The organism is Syntrophotalea carbinolica DSM 2380, assembly GCF_000012885.1.
Classification (GTDB): Bacteria; Desulfobacterota; Desulfuromonadia; order Desulfuromonadales; family Syntrophotaleaceae; genus Syntrophotalea; species Syntrophotalea carbinolica.
Window position 1 is genome coordinate 41402 of record NC_007498.2, and the last position, 22137, is coordinate 63538.

Annotated in this window: 14 protein-coding genes and 1 pseudogene; 7 read left to right on the forward strand and 8 right to left on the reverse strand. The window is 59.7% G+C overall.

Going from position 1 to position 22137, the window contains the following annotated elements:
* Window positions 1-11 precede the first annotated feature (11 nt).
* Together PCAR_RS00750 and PCAR_RS00755 are read left to right on the forward strand one after the other, a co-directional pair.
* Window positions 12-1742: an ABC transporter ATP-binding protein gene (locus PCAR_RS00750; protein WP_011339685.1), complete on the forward strand. Its 1731-nt coding sequence runs from the start codon at window positions 12-14 to the stop codon at window positions 1740-1742.
* Entirely contained in the window at window positions 1739-3517 is a 1779-nt protein-coding gene (locus PCAR_RS00755) for an ABC transporter ATP-binding protein (RefSeq protein ID WP_148204265.1), read from the forward strand. The genes PCAR_RS00750 and PCAR_RS00755 overlap by 4 nt, the downstream gene beginning before the upstream one ends.
* 54 nt (window positions 3518-3571) lie before the next feature.
* On the opposite strand, the gene PCAR_RS00760 is transcribed toward PCAR_RS00755, so the two are convergent.
* Window positions 3572-4291, reverse strand: coding sequence for a response regulator (locus PCAR_RS00760; RefSeq protein WP_011339687.1), 720 nt, complete (start codon window positions 4289-4291; stop codon window positions 3572-3574).
* Window positions 4292-4508: 217 nt separating this feature from the next.
* Entirely contained in the window at window positions 4509-5915 is a 1407-nt protein-coding gene (locus tag PCAR_RS00765) for a sodium:solute symporter family protein (RefSeq protein ID WP_011339688.1), read from the reverse strand.
* Window positions 5916-6193: 278 nt separating this feature from the next.
* Between PCAR_RS00765 and PCAR_RS18720 the strand changes: the two genes are divergently transcribed.
* Entirely contained in the window at window positions 6194-7816 is a 1623-nt protein-coding gene (locus PCAR_RS18720; RefSeq protein ID WP_011339689.1) for a hypothetical protein, read from the forward strand.
* A pseudogene (locus PCAR_RS18940) lies at window positions 7809-8618 on the forward strand (lysylphosphatidylglycerol synthase transmembrane domain-containing protein); the annotation flags it as partial. The gene PCAR_RS18720 and the pseudogene PCAR_RS18940, both read left to right, overlap by 8 nt.
* Window positions 8619-8622: 4 nt before the next feature.
* Here the strand turns inward: PCAR_RS18940 and PCAR_RS19175 are convergent.
* The 3 genes from PCAR_RS19175 to PCAR_RS00790 form a co-directional block, all read right to left on the reverse strand.
* Window positions 8623-9681 (reverse strand): glycosyltransferase family 2 protein, encoded by a 1059-nt coding sequence (locus tag PCAR_RS19175; RefSeq protein WP_011339691.1) that lies wholly within the window; start codon window positions 9679-9681, stop codon window positions 8623-8625.
* A gap of 28 nt (window positions 9682-9709) precedes the next feature.
* A complete protein-coding gene (locus PCAR_RS00785) occupies window positions 9710-11416 on the reverse strand; it encodes an ArnT family glycosyltransferase (protein WP_041531190.1) in 1707 nt (568 codons plus the stop codon).
* A 210-nt stretch (window positions 11417-11626) separates the two neighbouring features.
* Complete coding sequence (locus PCAR_RS00790) at window positions 11627-14827, reverse strand: autotransporter domain-containing protein (RefSeq protein WP_011339693.1); 3201 nt, start codon at window positions 14825-14827, stop codon at window positions 11627-11629.
* 253 nt (window positions 14828-15080) lie between these two features.
* Here PCAR_RS00790 and PCAR_RS00795 point away from each other — a divergent pair, with 253 nt between their 5' ends.
* The 3 genes from PCAR_RS00795 (at window position 15081) to PCAR_RS00805 (ending at window position 18030) form a co-directional block, all read left to right on the forward strand.
* A complete protein-coding gene (locus PCAR_RS00795; RefSeq protein ID WP_011339694.1) occupies window positions 15081-15419 on the forward strand; it encodes an ArsR/SmtB family transcription factor in 339 nt (112 codons plus the stop codon).
* Between the two features lie 83 nt (window positions 15420-15502).
* Entirely contained in the window at window positions 15503-16909 is a 1407-nt protein-coding gene (locus PCAR_RS00800; RefSeq protein WP_011339695.1) for a heterodisulfide reductase-related iron-sulfur binding cluster, read from the forward strand.
* A 59-nt stretch (window positions 16910-16968) separates the two neighbouring features.
* Window positions 16969-18030: a permease gene (locus tag PCAR_RS00805; RefSeq protein WP_011339696.1), complete on the forward strand. Its 1062-nt coding sequence runs from the start codon at window positions 16969-16971 to the stop codon at window positions 18028-18030.
* A gap of 136 nt (window positions 18031-18166) precedes the next feature.
* Here PCAR_RS00805 and nifS read toward each other — a convergent pair whose 3' ends face one another.
* The 3 genes from nifS to PCAR_RS00820 form a co-directional block, all read right to left on the reverse strand.
* The gene (gene nifS / locus PCAR_RS00810) at window positions 18167-19390 is read right to left on the reverse strand and encodes a cysteine desulfurase NifS (RefSeq protein WP_011339697.1); all 1224 of its coding nucleotides are present in this window, start codon (window positions 19388-19390) and stop codon (window positions 18167-18169) included.
* On the reverse strand, window positions 19387-20232 hold the full coding sequence (nifU, locus tag PCAR_RS00815) for a Fe-S cluster assembly protein NifU (RefSeq protein ID WP_011339698.1): 846 nt from the start codon (window positions 20230-20232) through the stop codon (window positions 19387-19389). Before nifU ends, nifS begins: the two co-directional genes overlap by 4 nt.
* Before the next feature lie 273 nt (window positions 20233-20505).
* Window positions 20506-22056: a methyl-accepting chemotaxis protein gene (locus tag PCAR_RS00820; protein ID WP_011339699.1), complete on the reverse strand. Its 1551-nt coding sequence runs from the start codon at window positions 22054-22056 to the stop codon at window positions 20506-20508.
* Window positions 22057-22137: the final 81 nt, after the last annotated feature.

A 22137-nucleotide genomic window follows, 5' to 3' on the forward strand; every position in this document is an offset into this window, starting at 1 on the left:
AAGAGGCTCGTATGCGCCGATTGCGCTTTTTACTGCCTTATTTCAAACCGTACCGGTCGATTCTTCTGGCCGGATTGCTGTGGCTGCTGGTGACCGATGTGTTGGGCCTTTTGGGGCCCTGGCTGCTTAAGGTCGGGATCGATGCCGTACAGCAGCACCGTGCGCAGACTCTGTACGGTGCCGGACTGCTGCTGGCGGTCATGGCGTTGCTGCGCTATGCCACCCGCAGTCGATCCCGCCATTGTTTTCTGCACACCGCCTGCCGCCTGGAAAACGATTTGCGTCAGCATCTACTGGCTCGCCTGCTCCAGCAGGGCGGGTCTTTTTTCGACCGTTATCGCACCGGGGATTTGTTGTCCCGGTTCACCAACGATATAGGCAATCTGCGTACTCTGGCCGGTTTCGGGCTGATGATCTTTGTCAATACGTTGATGGTGTATGGCATGACCCTGGTTGTTTTACTGGGCATGTCGCCGGTTCTGACCCTGGTTGCGTTGTTGCCCTATCCCCTGCTGTTTTTGCTGACCCGCTATCTGTCCAGTCGCCTGCTGGCAGCTTCAGCCAAGGTTCAACGAGGCCTGGGCCAGGTCAGCGAGACGCTGGAGGAGGGCATCGGCGGTCACGCCGTGATTCGCAGTTATGGCCTGCGGAGCTTGCGCGGCGCATATTTCGACACCCTCAACGAACGTTATCTGCACGCCAGCCTGGTTTTGGCCCGGTTGCGCAATGCCATCGGTCCCAGCATGGCGCTTATCGCACCGCTGGGCACTTTGTTGGTCTTGTACTTCGGCGGCCGCAGGGTCATCGATCAACAGCTGTCCCTGGGAGAACTGGTGGCGTTTAATGCCTATCTGGTGCAACTGACCATGCCGACGCTGATGCTCGGCTGGATACTGGGGTTGGTCCAGCGCGGTGCCGCCAGCGCCGAGCGTCTGGCGGATATTCTGCAGTTGCAGCAGCCGCCCAAAGGGCTGCCTATTGCGCAGCGGCAAGGTCCGCCAGCGGTGTGCTTTCGCAACCTGACCTTCGGTTATGTCGACAAGCCGGTATTACGGGATTTGCAGCTGGAGGTGGCGCCCGGCAGTCTGATCGGTGTGGCCGGCCCGACAGGTTCCGGTAAAAGTACCCTGCTGCGATTGCTGGCCGGGCTCTATGTTCCTGAGCCGGAACAGTTGTTCATAGATGGTCGGGATCTGACCCAACTGGATGGCGGGGCATACCGGCAGCGGGTCGCCATGGTGCCCCAGGAGGGTCGATTGTTCTCCGGCTCGCTGCGGGATAATTTGCTGTACGCCGTGCCCGATGCCGATGACAATCTGTTGCAAAAGGTGGTCGAGGCCGTCTGCCTGCAGGATGACATCGCGGGTTTTGCGCAAGGATTTGACACCCGTGTCGGGGAAGGCGGCCAGGCACTGTCCGGGGGGCAGCGCCAGCGGGTTTGCCTCGGCCGGGCTCTGGCCAGGGATGCCGGTCTGTGGTTGCTGGATGATCCTTTCAGCCATCTTGATGCCGCCACGGCGCAATCCGTATGGCGGCAGCTTCGGCGATGGCTGGTCGGGAAAACCGTTTTTCTGGCCTCGGGACAGGCCTCTTTGCTGGCGGGGGCGGATCGCATCGTGGTGCTGGATGCCGGACGATTGGTGGAATCCGGGACCTATGATGCCTTGCGTGCGCAAAAAGGGGTGTACGCCCGGTTGTTGGAAAAAGAACGACTACAGCGTGAACTGGAGGGCTTGTCGTGAGGCGCGGAATGTTCGATATGGACGAAGTCACCGGACGTCATCTCGATTGGAGCCTGTTCCGGCGGTTTGTGCGTCTGATACGCCCCTATCGCGTTGCCGCCGTGCTGGCCATGGTTCTGTTGCCGATGGCCACGGCGGCGCGTCTGGTACAGCCTTTTTTGGTAAAGATCGCCATCGACAACCATATCGTGCCCGGCCGACTGGCCGGTCTGGCACAGGTCGCGGCACTGTTTCTGGCGGCAGCGTGTGTCGAGAGTCTGCTCGGTTTCTGGCAGGGCTATCTGGCGCAGGGCGTGGGGCAGAAGATTACCGCGGATTTGCGTAGCCGGGGGTTCCGGCACCTGTTGCGTTTGCCGGTAGAGTATTTTGACCATCATCCGTCCGGCCGCCTGGTGACACGTCTTACCAGCGATGTTGAGAATGTGGGCGAACTGTTCGGTTCGGGGGTCGCGGCCGCCTTCGGGGAAGTCTTTTCCCTGGTGTTCGTGGTGGCAGCCATGCTGTGGCTGAGTCCGACTCTGACCCTGGTGGCATTTGCCCTGTTGCCGCTGCTGGGGATGGTGCTGTTGCTGTTCCGGCGCCGCATGCGCCAGGCCATGCGCCAGGTGCGGGCGCGCCTGGCCGAGCTTAACGGCTATCTGGCGGAACGTATCGCCGGGGTCGGCACGGTGCGCCTGTTCGGACAGGAACAGCGGACCCTGACCGAATTCGCGGACCTGCAGGAGGATTATCGAAGCTGTTCTTTTGCCGCCATTCGCTGGGACGTATTCCTGTTCAGCGCCTTGGAAACCATTGCCGCACTGGCTATCGCCGGAGTGCTTTGGCGCGGCGGGTTGTCGGCAATGGAAGGGGTCGCCACTTTCGGTACCCTGGTCGCCTTTCTCGAGTATGTCCAGCGGTTTTTTGCTCCGCTGCGCAAGCTGAGCGGCCAATATTCCCTGTTGCAGGCCAGCAACGCGTCTTTGGAGCGTATCTTCGGGTTGCTCGATCAGCAGGTCGAAGCCGGCGGCGTCAAACTTCGCGGACAGGGACGCGGCGCCTTGCATTTCGACCGGGTGTGCTTCAGTTATGACGGTCGCGATGCGGTGCTTACCGATCTGGAACTGGACGTCGCACCGGGGGAGATGATCGGCATTGTGGGGGATACGGGCAGCGGCAAAACGACCCTCGGCCGTCTGTTGTTGAAATTTTACACCCCGACCCGGGGACAAATTCTGCTTGACGGCCAGCAGCTTGACGCACTCGATCCGACCGAGGTGCGTCGTCGCATCGGTTGGGTTTCCCAGGAGCCCTTTTTGTTCGCCGGAACGGTGCGGGACAACCTTGATCCCATGGGGCGTCTTTCCGATGCGCAGTTGCGGGAATTACTGGAACGCTGCGGCGCCTGGGCGGTGGTGGAGGGGCTCGGGGGATTGCAGGGGGAGTTGATGGAGCGCGGACGCAACCTTTCGGCGGGAGAACGCCAGTTGTTATGCCTGGTGCGCGCCCTGGCCGCCGACCCTGCCATTTTACTTTTCGACGAGGCGACCAGCCGCCTGGATGCGGCTACCGAAGCTGTTGTGCAGCAGCAGATGGAACGCTCCCGGCATGGTCGTACGGTGCTGGTTATCGCCCATCGATTGCGTTCGGTACAACGGGCTGATCGCATCGTGCTGCTGCATCGGGGTCGGATTCGTGAAATCGGGACGCATTCCGAACTGCTGGCACGGCAGGGGCTGTACGCGCGGCTATGGCGCTTGCAGCGTCTTGACCTTAACGCCGCACCGGTGCGGTAACGCGGGTTTGCAGGTATATCCGGCTCTTTCGGAAGGTCGGATGCAAGCCAGGCATCAGCCCTCGGGCGCAATGCTGCGCCGGCGGATATAACGGCAGATGGCGAGTAGCTCCGTCAGGTTGAGGGAGAGAAACTGCAGACCCATGCCGGCCGGCAGGTTTTTGTTGACGGGGTTCTGGGCGTCGTTTACCCAGGCTACGCTGGCCTGGCAGGCGATATGCCTGGTGGTGCCGGGCAGAACGAATTCGAGGTGCAATCGTTGCTCGACGGGCAACGGCCGTACGGTTTCGATAAACATACCCCCGCTACACAGGTTGACGCACGCGCCGGTCTGCCTTTCGCCGGGCGCATCGCCATAGGATACTTCCAGGCACATGGGAATGCGCGGAAAGGTACGGTAGGTCAACCCCAGGATGCGGCGTGCCGCAGCCATCAGCAGATGTTTGCTCAACGGTTTGAACAGAATATCCGCGCAGCGCGCCTTGAGACACCGGTTGAGCTCCTTGGGTTCCTGGCTTTCCACCATCAGCACCACCGGAATATGCCGCAATTGCCGTTCCTTGTTAAGGCGGCGGCAGAATTCGTCTCCCGGCATGCCTGCGGCGTTAAGATCCATCATCACCAGGTTAGGCCAGGCCTGATCCAGTTCCTTCCATGCCGCGGCGCCATCTTCGACCACCTGCAGGGAAAATCCTTCCTGTCGGGCAAAATCCCTGTCCGATTCGAAATATGGCAACAAATCGCGGGTGATCAGTACTTTGAGGATATCGGGCATGTGCACCTCCGGTTTGAAACCGCTCCATCATTGTTACATACTTAAGTATAAATATTCTGGCGGGTTAGCCAAGTCTTGGGCGGCATTTTTCCGTTCTGCGATGGTTTCGCAAGAATGTCGAAGGAAGCTTCAGCCTTGGTTTTTGCATAATAAAGCCCTCTGAATCAAAGCGACGACTCAGAGGGCTTCGGGATGCTTCTTTTTTAGAAAAACGCTGTCAGGCAACCCCTTCCGGAACCGTCGCCGGTTGCCGGCACAAGCGCGCCGTGACGCAGAATACCAGCAGGTTGGCGAACACGCCGACCAGCAGACCGTCAAAGCCTCCAGGCGTTCCAAGCACCTGGTTCCAGATGAAGACACCGCCCAAACCGGCCGCCGCACCGGCACAGAAGGCTGCGGTTCCGGCGCGTACGCCCAGCAGGGTGGCGGCCAGGGGCACCAGAATAATGGGCGACCAGAAGTTGTAGGCGTAAATCAGAATATCGATCAGGCTTTTGATGCGGATGGCGAACACCACGGAGATGGAGCCGGTAAGAAGGGTGGCCAGCCGTGCGAACAGCAGTCCGCGCTTGGGCGTCAGGGGGTGTCGACGCAAGGGATTGACGATATCGTTGACGAAAGCCACCGAAGCGCTGTTGAGGAACGAATCGGCGGAGGACATGACCACGGCGATGATGCCGGCCACAACCAGTCCGCGCAGCCCGATGGGCAGGACGGTTTCGACCACATAGGGCAAGGCGAGATTGGGATTAAGCTCCGGATTGAGTCCCAGCGCCAGCAGGCCGATACCGCCGGCGATGGCGAAAAACGGAATGGAAAATAAGCCGCTCCACAGGGTGCCGCGGCAGATGGCGCGGGTCTTACGGCTGATGAACAGGCGTCGTACGTACGGCGGTACCAGCGTTTCTCCCAGCAGAAAGGTCAGAAACAGCGACAGGATCTGCACCGGAGTAAGATGCGCGGTCAGGTTGAAATGGTCCATCGGCACCCGCGCGGCCAGGGCTTCCAGGCCGCCGACCTGGCGTATGCCCAGGATCAGGGCCAGAGGAATACCCAGGGCCAGTACGCAGAACTGCAGCACATCGGTAGCCACCACCGACCGCATGCCGCCGAGGGTATCGTAAAGGATGACGATGCTCATCCCCAGTAGAATACCTGTCGGTACCGACAGCCCCAGAAAGAGGTTGAAAAGGTACCCCATGCCGCCGACCTGGGCACCGAGGATTCCGGCGCACAGCAGTACGGAAAAGACGCCGGTGATGACCTTGCCGATCTTGCCGTAATTGACCTCCATGACGTCGCCCACGGAAATGGCATTGGGAAAATGCCCCATGCGCGGGCCGATGAAGCCGGCCACCAGGATCTCTTTGAGACTGAAGCCCCAGAGGACCAGAATATTGATAATGCCGAGGGTAAAAACCTTCTCGGCGTTGCCCATGGTGAAGCCGCCGCCGATAAACGAGGCGGAAAGGGTCATGGCGATGACCAGGGCGCTGTAGCCGCGGTCGCCGACCGCGTAATCCTCCAGGTCCCTGACCCGGCGTCCGGACCACAGTCCCAAGCCGAGGACAAAGGTCAGATAAACAAGAATGATGATCTGGTCGGTCAGGTGCAAGTCGGTCATAAAGGCTTCTCCTCCAGAATGAAATTAAACAGGCAACACATTGTAATGACAGGCATTTTAGCTTATCGGCAATGGCTGGAGGAGTCAAGGCATATTTGCTCGGAGATCGTCCCGGTGAGGCGGCCTACGAGGCCTGCGGGCTGCGCATGCCAAGGGTTTCCCTTGTCTGTTTTGGCGGTTTTATGGAATACTTGGCGGCATTTGAAAAAACGAGATAAGCGACTTGAAGCCGTTATCTTCGCAGGGGCGATTTTAGCGCATTTCAGGGGAAGGACAGCATGGTACATCAATCTCAAAGAGACCTGTTTGCCGAACTGGCCATGAGCTATGTGCCCCATCTCGCGGGGCTGGTCGATCGCAATCCCTACAGCCGTACTTACGGTTGCTTTGATCGGGAATACTGGCATTATCGCACCCGGGACTTTGCCTGCGGCATGAGCCAGGAATTCGTGCTGCCCTTTGCCTTGTTGTATGCCCAAAAATGCCCTGGAAATCGCTGGTTTGGCCTGGAGCGCATGCGCGAATTGGCGGTAGCCGGCATGCATTTCGCCCGCCGCGCGTCGCACGACGACGGCACATGCGATGACTATTTTCCCTGGGAACGGGCCATGGGGGCCTTGGCTTTTTCGACTTATGCCGCCACCGAGGCTTATCAGATCCTGGGGCTTGACGACAAGCAGTTGCTGGAGTTTTTCTGCCGTCGCGGAGAACATCTGTTACGGCATAACGAGTCGGGTCGACTGAGCAATCATCAGGCCCTGGCCGCCCTGACCCTGTACAGTATCTATCTGCTCAGCGGCGATGAGCGTTTCCGTCGCGGTGCGCAACAGCGGGTAGAGCTGGTATTGAGCTGGCAGCACCCGCAGGAAGGCTGGTTTCAGGAGTACGAAGGTGCCGATCCCGGCTACCAGACGTGCAGCATAGATTTCCTGGCCAAATACTGGCGCAAAAGCGGTGACGATGCGCTGCTCGGATCGCTGCGCAAGGCGGTGGAATTCTGCGCCCTGTTCATGCATCCGGACGGTTCGTACGGCGGCGAATACGGCAGTCGCAACACCTATCATTACTATCCCCACGGATTCGAGCTGCTGGCGCCGCACATCCCTCTGGCGGCACAACTCAACGACGCCTGGCTGGCCGGCGCGGGCAGAGGCAAGCGCTATCATAACGATGACGATCGCATGCTCGGCCACCTGGCCTACAACTGGCTGCAGGCCTGGCAGGACTACTGCCCCCGGCGGCCGGCGGCATCGTTGCATGCCCGCAGCGATTTCGTGCAGTGGCTGCCCGATGCCGGATTGGCGGTGGTCAAAGAGCATGGTCACTATCTGGTGGCCGGCATGAAAAAGGGCGGCGTGTTCAAGTATTACGATGAAAAGGGCTGTCTGGCCAGCGACACCGGCTTGATCGGCGAATTGCCCGACGGGCGGGTGGTGGTGTCGCATCTGCAGGATGAACACCATGCCGTCGAAGCGCAGCCGGCGCAGGGGGTCTTTCGCGTCAAGGGGGTGCTGGCGGTACGCTCCCAGAAGCTGGCCAGTCCCTTCAAACAGATTCTGTTCCGCATGCTCAACATGAGCCTGGGGCGGTTTTTCCCCAACCTGTTGCGCGGCTTGCTGCAAAAGCTGCTGATTACCGGCAAACAACGCACCGATGTGGTTTTCGAACGGGTACTGGAATGTGCCGACGGCCGATTGCGGGTAACGGATCGGCTGCCTGCAGCGACCGGTTTTCGCCGGCTTTCTGCCGGTTCTGATGCCACCTCCATCTATGTGGCCGCCAGCAATGTCTACCAGGAATCGACCTTGGCGTGCCCCTGGATGGACGCACCGGACCGGATGCGGCTGCAGGGCGGCGAATGGGTGCGTGAATTCAGCCGGAAGGAAGAGGCCCATGACTAAGAAACGCTTGGCGGGCATCGTGAGTGTGCTGGTATCGGCGAGCCTGGTGGTCTGGCTGGTGTCCCGGGTGGACGGTGCGCAGGTGGTTTCGCTCTGGCGGCAAAGCGTCAAAGGGTATCTGTGGTTGGCCTTGGGACTGACCGGTCTGGCACCGGTACTGGGAACTTTGCGCTGGCAGGGGGTGCTGCGCGCCCAGGGCGTGCGTCTGCCCTATGCCACGGCCCTGCGCGCGGTACTGATGGCCAACGTTCTCAACAGTTTTTTGCCGTCCAAAGGGGGGGAAGTGGTCAAGGCCACCTATTTGCGGGAGCATGGCGGATTGACCCTGGGCGTCGGCAGCGTGGTGCTGGAACGTCTGGTTGACCTGCTGGTACTGGGTCTGCTGGGGCTGGCAGGTTTTGCGATCAGCGGGATCGGTTGGGGATTGCTGGCGGGAGGATTGCTGGTCGGTGCGGTTGGCAGCGCCTTTGTGCTGGCCCTGTACGTGCCCCTGGACAGGTTCCCCCTGCCGTCTGCGGTACGTAACAAACTGGGCGAACTGGCGCGGGTTTTTCGGCTCTGGGTACGTTGTCCGGGGGCGGTTCTTCAGACCGTAGGCAGTTCTCTGGCGGTCTGGTCGGCGGCGGCCCTGACCGTATGTTGCCTGGTCAGCGCTTTTGGTCTGCCGTTGCGCTGGTCGGTGGCGTATGCGCTCTTTCCCCTGTGTGTGTTGGCCGGCCTGGTACCGGTGACCGTCAGCGGCGTGGGCACCCGCGACGCCGCATTCGTCCAGTTGATGATGCTCAACGGCGTGAGTCTCGAAGGCGCTACAATGGTTGCTTTGGGCTACACGGCGTTTGCGTATTGGATCCTGTCGCTTTTGTGTCTGCCGGCAGTGGGCTGGCAACTCGCTGCGTGGCGTCGCAGGGCGGTTTCGACGCAGCACCGTCCAGACTGAGTTCGATCAGGCGGCGTCGCACATCTTCCAGCAGTTTGCGATTGACGGCCAGCAAATCGGCCAGGATCCCGACAATAGCCAGCAGCAGCGCCGCCCCCATCCCCGCCAGTCCGAGCACCACCGAGGGCACATGGCTGTCCTCGGCGCCTTGCAGGAAGAACCATCCGAAACGTCCCATGAAAAATACGCCGGCCAGTCCGGCCAGCACGGCAAGGGCGGCAAAAAACCGTCCGGGCGAATAGATCACGGAAATGCGCAGAATGGTCTGCAGGGAGCGCTGTACGTAGGAGCGGATACTTTTCACCAGCCGCGAGGGACGCAGGTCTTCGTTGGTGCGGATCGGTACCGAGGCGATGGCCATTCCCTGGCGACCTGCCTGGATAATGGTTTCCAGCGTGTAGGTGTAACGGTTAAAGACCACCAGACGGGTGGCGGCGGTGCGGCTGATGGCACGAAAGCCGCTCGGCGCATCGTCCACCGCGGTGCCGCTGGCCTGGCGTACCACCCAGCTGCCGAATTTCTGCAGCAGTTTTTTGATCGGGGAAAAATGCTCGGTGGTGGATATGGGCCGTGCTCCGATCACCAGTTCGGCACGCTGCTGCAGGATCGGTTCGAGGAGTTTGGGAATATCGGACGCTTCGTACTGGTTGTCGGCATCGGTGTTGACAATGATATCGGCGCCGGCTTTCAGCGCGGCCTCCAGGCCGGTCATGAAAGCCCGGGCCAGACCGAGGTTGCGGGGGTGGCTTACGATATGATCGACACCGCAGGCGCGCGCCACCTCAACGGTGCGATCCGTCGACCCATCGTCGATGATCAGCCACTCCACGCAGTCAATGCCCGGCAGACTGCGGGGCAATTGCCGCAGGGCGATTTCCAGGGTTTGTTCTTCGTTATAGCAGGGAATCTGAATGATCAACTTGGTCATGAGCGGAGCCTTGATTGTCGGGGTTGGTTTAGGGCCGGGGCAGCGGTCCGGTTTTCCAGGCGGTAACGGCATCGCGGGCCGCCCAGTAGCGGGGCGGGGCGATACTTAGAACAACGGCGTGGTCGCCGGTCCAGGCAAAGGTGTGGGGACCGTCGGTCAGATCAACGACGTCGCCCACCGGCAGTCCGTCGACCCGCAGGTCGCCGGGCGGGGCGCCGGTTTCCAGGAAATAGCGTCCGGCGATGCAGACCTTCCAGCGGATTTTGCCTTCGCTTGTCGCCGGCAGAACCGTACCGGCCGCCAGCAGCCCTCCGTCACGCAGGGGCAGGAAGTTGTTCTGCAAAAAAGCCCGTATGTCGTCGCCCATTTTCGCTACCCGTTTGTCCCAGGCGGCGTAGCCGACATCGTTGCGATCCAGTTCATGAACCGGGTCGATGTCCAGTTGTCCCTCGCGGATGCGTTGGCACAGGGTGTTGACGAAGGCCTTGTAGATAAAAGGTCTTGGCTGAAACAGAGGCAGCCCCACACCTTCAAATAGCAGCGCCTCATCAGGCAGCAGTTCCGTGCGTATCCGGGCAATGCGCAGGTCCTCATCGCTGTCATGCCGGAACCAGGCGTGGTCAAAACAGCTGGCGATGGCCAGCAGCAGCAATACGCTGTGCAGGGGCAGCTGCCAGCGTGTCTTTCTTGCCAGCAGCAACCATTGACCGATAGCCCAGGCAATGATCACCGCCGCGGCCGGCAAAATCGGCAGCAGACTCTGTTCATAGTGGGTGGGGAGCCGCAGAAACAGAAGCAGCAGGGTGCCCGAAACGGCCAACAGAGCGATTATCCCTTCCGGCAGGGATGTCTTTTTCAGGCGCCGCACGGCATACAAGGCCGCCGCTGTCAGCGTCAACAGCAGCAACTCCTCTGCCTGCCAGGCTTTTTTGAGTCCCAGCAGCCACGATTCGGCGATGCGATCGAAGTTCTGCCCCAGATAACTGTCCAGAAAAGCCGGCAGGGAGCCTGCCTGGCGCAGCCACAGCAACATGGTCACGGGAGCAGGGAGCACCCCCAGGCCAAAAGTGAGCAGCCACAGGGGATACAGTCGCCGGCGCCGGATCACCACCACCAGTAGGGCTACGCCGCACGCCGCTCCCAACAGCAGGGTTTTGAGACTGAAGGCAAAACCGACCCCCAGCACCGTACCGGCCAGCAAAAAGTCGAGGTTGCGGTTATGGTCGAAGCCGCGCTGCAGCAGCCACAAACTTGTGGTCCAGGCCAGCAATAGTGGCACATCCGGACGTATTTCCAGGCCTTTTCCGAAAAACACCTGACTGCAGAGCAGCACCGCCATGGCCAGAGGAGCGGCAAGGGGGCTGTCGGGCCAGGCGCGCCGTGCCAGTCGGCCGGTCAGCCACAGGATCACGACCAGCATAGCCAGCATCAGCAGGCGCCCGCCAAACATCAGCAGCATGTGATCCTGCGTGTCGAGCCATTTGATCAGACCACCCAGGACAACCGTCAACAAGGGGCCGTGATTGTCCCAGATATCGGTGTAGAGGGTGCTGCCATCGGCAACGCCGGCCGCCGCTACCATGGTTTGCCACTCGTCCCGATCGAAGCCTTGGGTGAAGACCCCGGCCAGATAAAAGGTCAGCAGTGCGCCAACGATCAGCAGTACTCGCCGCGTTGTGCCGCGGGAAAATTCCGTCGGTAAAGGGTGCTCGTGATCAGGGTGAAGGGGACTCAACCGTTTCTCTTTCTTCGGGCGGCAAGGCACAGGTCAAAAAAGCAACCATGTCGCTATTTTTTTTGTCTGATCTAAATTCAATGGGAGCCATCTTAGAGAGAAATGTGTAGATCGGCAAATAGTTTTTTGCCGCTGGCTGACGGGAAGAGGGGCCAGCGAACTGGAGCGGTGCCGCCGTCGAGGCCGACAAGGGCCTCGACGGCAGCGGGATCAGAACATCACTGCCAGGTGCAGACGCAGGGCGTGACCTGCGGCGCCGTGGCTCTGCAGGTCGCAGGTGTAGTCCAGCATTCCGAAGACGTTGTCGGACATCCGGGCCCGCAGCGAGGCGCCGAGCAGCAGGCCGTCGCCGGCCAGGTCGCGGCCCGGTGTGATAAACGTGTCGCCGCCGGCCAGGCGGGCCTGCAGCGCTTCGGTCTTGCGATTGAATTCGTGCTGCCATTCGATACGCAGTTCCGGTTGCAGGGTCAGGGTGTCGAGCCGCAACGGATGGCTTAAACGCACACCCAGCTGGCTTTGCAGGGAATCGTTGTCGCGCGCCGCGATCTTCAGGTCGGCGCTGTTGGCGCCGGATTCGCGAAAGCTCTCTTCGCGCAGATGCACGAAGCTCAGCCCGGCGCCGGGATCGATGATCCATCCGTTAACGTCTAGCGTATAGCCGCCGTTGAAGGTGGCGCCGATCAGGCTGCCGTCATGCTCGCTGTGGGGTCTGCGGCCGGCGAACGGGATGGAGCGATCGGTGTCCAGCTGACAGAGACCACCGCCCACAACGGCCTCCATATGCATGCCGTCGGCGCGGCGCGGCTCGCGCCAGGCCGCGTAAAGGTATCCCTGCTGGCTTTTGATTTCGCTGTCGTCGTTGCCGTCCCGGCCGTCCAGGCGGCTTTCCGACACGGCGGCCGCCACGCCCAGGGTCAGGCCACCGGAGGTTGATCGGTGCATCCCCAGCAGCAGTCCGTAAAGTTCTTCCCGTGCGCCGAAATACCCGCCATCGCTGCCGTAGCGGTTGTCTTCACCGAGGATCTCGAACCAGGCGGAGGGCTTTCCTTCCGGCTGCATGTCCGGATCGACGCGCTGCAGGCGGCGGCGCAGATCGCCCAGGCGGGTTTGCGCATCGTTCAGGATCACGGTGCTGGCCAGACCGTGGATGCGCGGGGTCAGAGAGGCGAGGGCGTCGTTGAGCGCCGACTGACTCAGGGCCAGATCGAGGCTGTCGAGCAAGGAACCGAAATCGCCGTCGGCGGTGGACCGCAGACCGTCCAGGGTGCTGGCCAGACCCCGGTTGTGCGGCGAGGACAGTGCTGTGTAGCTGTTGCGCGTCACATCGAGGCTCAGGCTGCCGGGGGTGGCATCGTCCAGGGTGACAGAGAGCACCGCGGCGCTGGTCAGTGTTTCGAAGGCGCCGGCGATGGTTCCCGCCTCCAGGAAGGTATAGCTGCCGCCGGTGGCGTAGCCGTCGGGCAGTATCAGCAGGGTGCCGGCCAGATCGGCGGTGCCGGTGACGGTAAGCAGGTCGGCGATGCCGTCGCCGATTTCGATCTCCAGGGTGCCATCGGCGGTCTGCGCGTAGTCGCCGACAACGGTGAGATGGCCGACGGAATGGCCCGGCGCGACCGTGCCGCCGTTGGCGACCGTGCCGGTTACCGAACCGTTGCCGCCGAGGATGCCCTCTGCCAGGACCGATGTCTCACCCGCCAATGCGCCGTCCACCCCCAGCCGCCCCAGGGCGACCTCGATGCTGCCGAAGGCTGAGGCGCCGCTCAGGGACCAGTCGTCGCCGGCCATCAGCAGGGTTTCCACACCGTAAAAGGACGTATCTTCACTGCCGCTGCCGTTTAGCCAAACGACATCGCTGTTTCCTTTGAGATAGGCCGTTCCGATCAGATCGGATCCGGTTTCCAGCACGAGTAAGGTGTCGTCCTCGGATTTTATGGAGGCATAAGCGCCGCTGATGGTGCCGCTGTTGAGAATCGTTGTTTTCTTGGTAGCCAGCAGGCCGATACTGGTGCCGGATAATATGTCCGGATCTTCCAGGGACGCTGCCGCCAGGATGGTGCCGCTGTTGTTCAGTACAGCAGGACCTCCGCTCAACAGCACACCGACAGCGTAAGTGTCGGCAAAGGCGAAGATACTGCCGCTGTTGGTGACTTCGGTCAGGTAGCGACTGTCGGCCCAGATGCCGTAGCCGGCATTGGTGCCGCTGTTTTGAGCCCATGCCAGCACCAGTCCGTTGTTGCGGATTTCCAGGGGATTGCCACCGTTGGCCGCCCATACGCCGAAGGCCAGTGCCTGGTCGGCATGGCTTGTGGCCAGGGCGAGCAGTTGGCCGCTATTATCCACAAGACCGCCCTGCAGGCAGATGGCATAGGCGCTGGCCTGGTTGTTGTCGCTGGAGGCCAAAGCTCCTATAAGCTTCTCGTTAATCACCTGGCCTTCGGGTCCACCCCACAGATAGACGCCGCGCGCCGTGGCCAGTTCGGTTTCAGCGTATGCTTCGGCCAGGATGGTTCCCCGGTTGGTTACGCTACTGGCGGCGCCGCCCCACAGGTCCAAGCCGTGAGCGTTAAGTGTACCGCCGGCACTCCAGGGAGTAGCCGACAGGTCTTCTTGATTTTCCAGGACGACATTCGCACCGCTCCAGGGTTCCAACATCATATAGGCGCTGTGCAGCGCCACTTTGGCGGTGGTATAGCGGATGTTTACATAGCCGTTATCCCCCCAGTTTTCAGACCAGCTGTTACGTAAAATCCAATAGCCTAGACCGTCGTCCCCGGGTTCATCGTTCCAGCCCACCAGGGCAACAAGGTGGTTGGCGGAGGATTCGTAAGGCAAGGGATTGTTGATGGCGGTGTTTTGGTTGGTCAAGATGCCGCCGGAGTAGGCGTAAAAGTCATCTTCGACCAGTACGCCGGCGGTAACCGCTCCAATGTGGTAGAGAATGCGGCGCGTGGTTTCGATGTCGCTGGGGGGAATGCGGTACCAGTCCAGAAAACTATAGCGCGTTGCATCCCAGTGCAGATCGCTGCCTGGATCTGTCATGGTGTAGGGAAAGTCCGATTCAAGTGGTACGCCATACTCGATCAGTGCCGTGTTTTGCTGGAGATCCAGACTGCCGCCATCGCACCCATGCAGGCCATCGTACAGAGGACTCAGGCTCCAGGTCAAAAAGGCTTCGGAAAAGTCGATGGCCTGGTCGTCATACAGGCCATGGACCCGGTTCCAGGTGCTTTCGGCGGCGGCCAGGGTGCCGAAGGACCAGCAACTGCCACACTTTTTCTGGTTGCGCACCGGCCCAATATAGCTGCGTCCGTCGATGTTGCGCAGGTCAAAGGAGGAGGGCAGGTCCGCGCCACCGGCGTAATTGCAGAACACAAAAGCTAGAAGAAGGCAGAGCAGGGGAATGAAACGCATGATTCTCTCCACGGCTAAAACTCGGGTAGTGTTTGATGAAATCGAATACTTCATTGAAGCAAATAAACATACACGCGGCAGGCATAGAAAATCCAATTAGAAAATTTCCACAAACAATAAGAAAGGGAAAGGCTGTTCTAATGGGCCTATCCAGAGGGCCCTATGGCTTGATTTTTTCGATCTTATTCTGCACAAAAAACATGCGTTCAGAAAAATCTTGCTATATCCGGAAAAACGGATTAACTTTTAAGGCATGAAAAAAACGACGGACCTTTTTAAAGCCTTGGCCCACGAGACACGGTTGCATATTCTCTGCCTGCTGCTCGACGGGGAGGTGTGTGTCTGCAAGATCATGGAGATTCTGGATCTGCCTCAATCGACCGCTTCCCGCCATCTGGCTATTTTGAAGAACGCCGGGCTGGTTGAGGATCGCCGCGACGGCACCTGGGTGCACTACTCTCTTGCCCATGGCCACGACGCCCTGGCGGACCGATTGTTGGCTGTTCTGGGGGCGCATCTGCCGCAGACCAAAGAGGGAGCCAGGAATCGCCAGAGGCTCCTGGAGGCATTGCACCGGAAAAATTGCGCCTGATTTTTTTTCCGGGCGATATATCCGGATTTTCGGATATATCGCCCGGATTCAGGGATGGTGCCAGCGTAAAGGAAGGTGAAACGATGGATCGAAAAGTGGATAAAAAACAAAAGACGCCGCAGGAAGTTCTCCGTGACGTTATGCGATTATGCGCTGACTGTGACACCTGCCGCACCATGATGGAGGAGGATTGCGCATTTTTCATCGAACTCTACCGGCTTGTTGATCAGGAGCAGGAAGAAGGAATCCCCATTACCGAATCGCAACTGCGTTACCTGGCCGAACTCTGTACTCTGTGCGGCTTGTGTCCCTGTCCGAAAGTCCCCATGGATGTGATGGAGGCCAAGACCCGCTATGTTGAACGGGAGGGCCTTCCCCTGGCAACGCGCCTGCTCAATGATGTCCCACGCATGGCCCGACTGTGCGGTACTTTTCCCCGCCTGGTTAAAGCCATGCAGGAGAATAAGATCCTCGGTCCTTTGTTGCGCAAAGCGACCCGCATCCACCCTGACCGGCAATGGCCCTCCTTTCCTCAACAGAATTTTTTCAAGTGGGCGGCAGCCAAGGGGCTGGACAAGCCGCAAAACGGCGATCACCAAGTCGCCTACTTTGTTGGTTGTACCGCAGGGTATCTGTTCCCCCAGATTGGTCGTAGCGTGGTGGAGATCCTGCAACACAATGGTGCTAACGTCTATGTGCCGCCACAGCAATGTTGCGGTATGCCCTTCCTGGTGGAGGGGGACCGCAATCGTACCCTGCAGTTGGCCCGAACCAATATGGAGAAGCTGCTTGAATCGGTGCGCGGCGGCGATGACCTCATTTACTCCTGCCCTACCTGCGGCTTTTTCCTGAAAAGACTGCTCAAGGACAGGGCATATTATTCCGATGTGTTCCAGAAGTCGGTCAACGCGGTTGAGGGCGAATTGAAGGTTCCCGCTCCCGAAAAAGGCGAGAACCAGTTCTGGCACCTGAAAAAATCCATGTATCACGACATCCTGAAGGACGATGGGTATTTTTCTTCCATCGACCCCATGGATCGTATTCAACTTGCCGATCATCTCTTCGATTTCGGCATTTACCTGGCGCGCCTTCATGCCGAAGGGAAGCTCGCCACCGACTTCGCACCCCTGCCTGAGCGCATGGCTTATTTTGCACCGTGTCATTTGCGGGAGCAAAAAATGGGGCGGCCTTACCTCGATCTGCTGAAGATGGTTCCCGGACTGGACATCGAAGAGGTCGGCAGCGATTACGACTGCTGCGGCATGGGAGGCATTTTCGGCTTCAAGGAACATTTTCACCAGAAGTCCCTGGATCTGGGAGCACCGCTGATGAAAAAGATCCGAGCGCATGATCCGCAGGCCATCGTCACCGACTGCATGAGTTGCCGATTGCAGTTCAGTCACTGCCTGCCCTATCCCGTATATCACCCGGTTGAAGTGCTGGCCAGGGCCTATCGCAGCGAGGGGTCGCAAGTCAACCGGCAGGAATAAAATCGTAACCGGGCCTGACCGTACAGGGCCCGGCGTAACCTTCAGAAGGAGCTTCACCCATGGAAAATCAAGCCAGCGCGGCCTCGGAATCGCAAAATACACCCCGGAAAAGTTTTATCGGTGTCAAAATCGGCCTGTTCCTCATCGCCTGGTTTATGATCTACCATCAGCTTTTGCCTCTGTCGCGGTTTCTCACCTATGATCTGCTCGGGTTGCAGGCGGGAGGGCACCTCGGCTCGGCGGTGGAGTTTTTCCTCTACGACACCCCAAAGGTATTGATGTTGCTGGTGCTGGTGGTGTTCGGTGTCGGCATTTTGCGCAGCTTTATTACGCCGGAGCTGACCCGGAAAATCCTGGCCGGCCGGCGGGAATCCACCGGCAATGTATTGGCCGCTCTGCTCGGCGTGGTGACGCCCTTTTGTTCCTGTTCGGCGGTGCCGCTGTTTATCGGATTCGTCACCGCCGGCATCCCTCTGGGGATAACCTTCTCCTTCCTGATCTCGGCTCCTATGGTCAACGAGATCGCCCTGGTGTTGCTGTTCGGCTTGTTGGGCTGGAAGGTCGCCGCTCTGTACTTTATTACCGGGATAGTGATTGCCACGGTGGCCGGTTGGATCATCGGACGTTTGAAACTTGAGAATCATGTGGAAGACTGGGTGCGGGAGATGCAGGTCAATCAGGCGGCCATGCCCGACGAGGTCCTGTCGTGGGAAGAACGGATCAGCTTCGGCATCGACGCGGTAAGGGATATTGTCGGCAGAGTCTGGCCGTACGTGGTGATCGGCATTCTGGCCGGAGCCGCCATCCACGGATTCGTGCCGGAGAATTTCATGGCCGGCATCATGGGCAAGAGCGCCTGGTGGTCGGTCCCCGTATCGGTATTGATCGGGGTTCCCATGTACACCAACGCCGCCGGCATGATTCCGGTGGTCGAGGCGCTGCTCGGCAAGGGCGCCGCCCTGGGTACCGTCCTGGCCTTCATGATGAGCGTCATCGCTCTTTCGTTTCCGGAAATGGTCATCCTTCGCAAAGTGCTCAAGCCGCGACTGATCGGAACCTTTATCGGAGTGGTCGGAGTGGGAATTCTGCTGGTCGGTTACCTGTTCAATCTTGTCATTTGACGCCCGACAGACTCCCAGTGAGATGAAAAAATCCCCTTCACTTTGGGTGAAGGGGATGAAAAAAGTTTCGACAGCCTGGAAAAGGCAAGGCTGGCATACGGGCAGGCATCCTGAAGGGATAAGGATGCCTTAAGGGCTATCCGTGAACGTGATGCTCGATATCGCCGCCGGTCAAAAAAGAACTCATCGGCTTGCCCTCCACGTAATCCTTCCAGAAAGGCGAAATATCGCGCAGTCTTTGGATAATGGGCGGCAGGGTGGCGATGACGTGGTCGATATCCTCCTGGTTGTTGTAGACGCTGAGGCTGAAACGTACAGAACCGTGGGCGGCGGTAAACGGTACCCCGAGGGCACGCAGCACATGAGAGGGTTGCAGCGAGCCGCTGGTGCAGGCCGAACCGGACGAGGCGCAGATGCCTTCGTCGCTGAGCAGCATCAGAATCGATTCCCCTTCAATATACTCAAAGCTCAGATTACAGGTGTTGGGCAGGCGGTTTTTGACATCGCCGTTGACCATGGTGTTGGGGATACTTTTCAGCAATTCCGCTTCCAAACGATCACGCAAAGCCTTGACGCGTGTGTTCTCCTCCTGCAGATGATCCATGGCGAACTGGGCCGCACGTCCCAGACCGATGATGTAAGGGACGTTTTCCGTGCCGCCGCGTCGGCCGGCTTCCTGGTGGCCGCCGACCACGAAGGGGGCAAAACGCGTGCCCTTGCGGATGTAGAGGGCGCCGACGCCTTTGGGGGCGTGCAACTTGTGGCCGGACAGCGACAGCATGTCGATGGGGCTTTTGGCCATATCCATGGGAATCTTGCCGATGGACTGCACGGCGTCGGTGTGGAAGGGGATGCCGCGTTCGTGCACGATAGCGGCGATTTCGTCGATGGGGAACAGCACGCCGGTTTCGTTGTTGGCGGACATGATGCTGACCAGGGCCGTGTCGTCGGTCAGCACCGTACGCAGCTCGTCAAGGTCAAGCTGGCCCTCGCGATCGACCCCCAGTTCGGTAATCCGGTAGCCGCGGGCCTGCAATTGGTGGGCGACGTTGAGAACCGCCGGGTGCTCGACCCGCGAGATGACGATATGTTTTTTCTCCGGGTAGGAGTAGAGGGTCCCCATGATGGCGGCGTTGTCGCTTTCGGTGCCGCAGCTGGTGAAGACGATTTCGTCCGGATGGGCGCCGATCAGGGCCGCCACCTGCTCCCGCGCCTGCTTGACGTGGCGTCCGACCTGGCCGCCGAAAAAGTGCATGCTTGAGGGGTTGCCGTACAGATCGCTGAAAAAGGGCAGCATCGCCTCAACCACTTCCGGCGCGGTGCGGGTGGTGGCGTTGTTGTCGAGATAGACGGTCCTCATGGTTTCACCTCCTCCACCTCGATTTCGGGGCTGACGAATTCACGCAGTTTGGCTTCCACAAAATGCTTGAGGGTAAAGCTCGATTGCGGACAGAAGGAGCAGGTGCCGCGCAGCGCCACCAGAACCTTGCTGCCGTCGATGTCGATCAATTCCAGGTCGCCGCCATCGGAGCGGATCGGCGGCAGGATCTCCCGCTCCAGGATTTCCTCGATGAGGCGGATTTTCTGCAGGTTGGACAGCTTTTTGCCTTTCGGCAGGCGTACTTCCACCGGTTCGGCCGGTTTGCTGCCCCATAGTTGTTTCAGTATATTTTCGATCTTTGGATGGCAGGCCTGGCAGCCGCCGCCGGCCTTGGTGAAATCCGTGATCTGCTCGACCGTGGTGAGACTGTTCTCCCTGGCTACCCGCTCGATTTCTTTATCGGTGACGCCAAAGCATTTGCAGACGATGTCGTATTCTTCCTTGACGGCCGCTTCGCCACGGTAATTGGCAATGGCGGCTTCCAAAGCTTCCTTGCCCATGACGGAGCAGTGCATTTTCTCTTCCGGCAGGCCGCCAAGAAATTCGGCGAGGTCCTGGTTGTTGACCTTTTCCGCTTCCTCCAGGGTCATGCCTTTGATGATTTCGGTCAGGGCTGAGGACGATGCGATAGCGCTGGCGCAACCGAAGGTTTTGAATTTGACCTCCTTGATGCGGCCCTGTTCGTCCAGCTTGAAGGTCAGCCGCAACGCGTCGCCACACGCCAGCGAGCCGACTTCGCCGATACCGTCCGGATCTTCGACTTCACCAACATTGCGAGGATTGAGAAAGTGATCTTTGACTTTATCGCTATAATCCCACATAGATGCCTCCGGTTTTGGGGCTCTTGGCAACTGTCGGTTGTGGTTGAAGTGCCATCGGCCATAAGCGTTTATAGAAGTTTAAAAGCCCTGGCGCCATTGTCAAAAAACGCGTAGTTACCGGGTGGGGCGACAGGGGCAGTGCGTCCCTGGCCAGATGGGTATTACCGTGTATCTAATTACTAGTTTGCAGGAGCTGCGACATGAATGCAACCCTGCGCCGCATCGCAGTGACGACGATTTTATAGGGACTTGCGACCGTGCCGGGCAGCACTCTTATCCCTTAAGCAATGCCGCAACGTCGATATCCGCACCCAGGATACCTGTAATACGGCCACCGTCATCACGAATCGGTCCCGCCACCGTAAAGCAGAAGCGGTGGGTGGCTGCGGACCGGTAAAATGGAGTGACCGTGCAGCGGCCCTGACTCTGCGCCTCCTTGAACCAGCGGCGCTGCGACCAGTCCATGTCGTAACCGTCGCTGCCGTAGGATGCCTCGACCGCGTTGTGGCCGAAAACGTTGCTGGTGACCTGTCTGCCCCGGCCATCGGTCACGTACAGCAGTTCCAGGTAATCATGGCGTGTTGCCAGGCGGCGTAAGGCGCCTTCCATATCCCGGCGGCCGGCCGATTTAAGCGCCGCATGGTTGCAGGCTTCTTCGATAACCTGCCGCGCGCGTTCGTGGGCGCTCAGGTGGAAGCCGCCCAACATCGGCAACAGTTCGTCGCTGATACCGGTCAGCATGCGTGCCTCTTCATGGACCCCGCGTGCGGTTGCATCCATATCCCCAGCCAGTTCCGCCACCTGTTCGATACTTGAAGTTAAATCCTGGATGGCATCCTGCTGCTCCTGCACCGCTTGCGATATTTCGTCTACCTGCGCATGGGCGCTGGCAAAGCTGTCGACCATGCTGTTCATGGCTTTGCCCACCCGTGCCAGACCCTCGGCGCTGGTGCGGACTTGCGAAAGCGTGTCCCCGGTGGCCTGAACAGTGGTGGCGGTTTCCTGCTGAAAACGCTGGATGCGGCCCTCGATGTCATCCGTCGCTTCGAGGGTATGGGCTGCGAGATTTTTCACTTCGTTGGCTACCACGGCAAATCCCCGTCCGTGCACACCGGCTCTGGCCGCTTCAATGCCCGCATTCAAGGCAAGCAGATTGGTCTGGCTGGCAACGCTGCGAATCATGGTCACGATACCGGTGATTTCGGTCAAGCGTTCCCCCAGCCCCTGAATGGATTTCCCCAGGTCTTCCGTCTGGTGCAAAACCGTGAGGGCGGCTTGTTCCGCTTCGACAGCCTCCTGTTGCTCGAGACGCGCACTTTCCATGGCTGCCGAGGTTCCGGAAGAGACCGCTTCGGCGGTGGCGGCGATCTGTCGCACAGCCACCGAGACCTGTTCCGCGGCGCTGCTGATCTGGTGGGTCTGGTTCGCCTGATCGGAAGCGTTATTGGCGGCCTGCTCCGCGCAGGCTCCGAGGGTGCTGCCAGCCAGGCAGACCTGGTTGGCAGCCAGAACGAATCCGGCGATGTTTTTGTCGAGGTTACGGCCCAGCCCCGTCATCTGTGCCGCTATGTGCTGCAAGCCGCCCTGGGTTGGCGGTTCGGCGGTCAGTTCGCCGGTGCCGAGACGATCCGTCCAGGCGGCAAGGGCGGCCAGCATTTTTTGTTGAGGTTTCCAGTATAGAACGCCGAACAGCAGGGGCAGGATGGCCAGGCCCGGCAAGAGCGCCAAGGCTCGGGGCAAGGGAAGCAAGGGGAGCAGACAACCGCTCAAAAAAGACAACAGCGACAGTATAACCACTCGGGGCAAGGTCTGAATGCGGTGCATGGGCACATAGACTCCTTTGTATGTAGGTAGGGAGCGACATCGGTCCCGTTTTCTCAACGGTTCTAACTTAGCAGCTACTGT

What these genes read in the sequence shown, in the direction of transcription:
- PCAR_RS00760 (WP_011339687.1), bottom strand. Translation starts at nt 4,291, where the DNA reads ATGCCCGATATCCTCAAAGTACTGATCACCCGCGATTTGTTGCCATAT.
- PCAR_RS00820 (WP_011339699.1), bottom strand. Translation starts at nt 22,056, where the DNA reads ATGCACCGCATTCAGACCTTGCCCCGAGTGGTTATACTGTCGCTGTTG.
- PCAR_RS00790 (WP_011339693.1), bottom strand. Translation starts at nt 14,827, where the DNA reads ATGCGTTTCATTCCCCTGCTCTGCCTTCTTCTAGCTTTTGTGTTCTGC.
- nifU (WP_011339698.1), bottom strand. Translation starts at nt 20,232, where the DNA reads ATGTGGGATTATAGCGATAAAGTCAAAGATCACTTTCTCAATCCTCGC.
- PCAR_RS00805 (WP_011339696.1), top strand. Translation starts at nt 16,969, where the DNA reads ATGGAAAATCAAGCCAGCGCGGCCTCGGAATCGCAAAATACACCCCGG.
- PCAR_RS18720 (WP_011339689.1), top strand. Translation starts at nt 6,194, where the DNA reads ATGGTACATCAATCTCAAAGAGACCTGTTTGCCGAACTGGCCATGAGC.
- nifS (WP_011339697.1), bottom strand. Translation starts at nt 19,390, where the DNA reads ATGAGGACCGTCTATCTCGACAACAACGCCACCACCCGCACCGCGCCG.
- PCAR_RS00800 (WP_011339695.1), top strand. Translation starts at nt 15,503, where the DNA reads ATGGATCGAAAAGTGGATAAAAAACAAAAGACGCCGCAGGAAGTTCTC.
- PCAR_RS19175 (WP_011339691.1), bottom strand. Translation starts at nt 9,681, where the DNA reads ATGACCAAGTTGATCATTCAGATTCCCTGCTATAACGAAGAACAAACC.
- PCAR_RS00750 (WP_011339685.1), top strand. Translation starts at nt 12, where the DNA reads ATGCGCCGATTGCGCTTTTTACTGCCTTATTTCAAACCGTACCGGTCG.
- PCAR_RS00765 (WP_011339688.1), bottom strand. Translation starts at nt 5,915, where the DNA reads ATGACCGACTTGCACCTGACCGACCAGATCATCATTCTTGTTTATCTG.
- PCAR_RS00795 (WP_011339694.1), top strand. Translation starts at nt 15,081, where the DNA reads ATGAAAAAAACGACGGACCTTTTTAAAGCCTTGGCCCACGAGACACGG.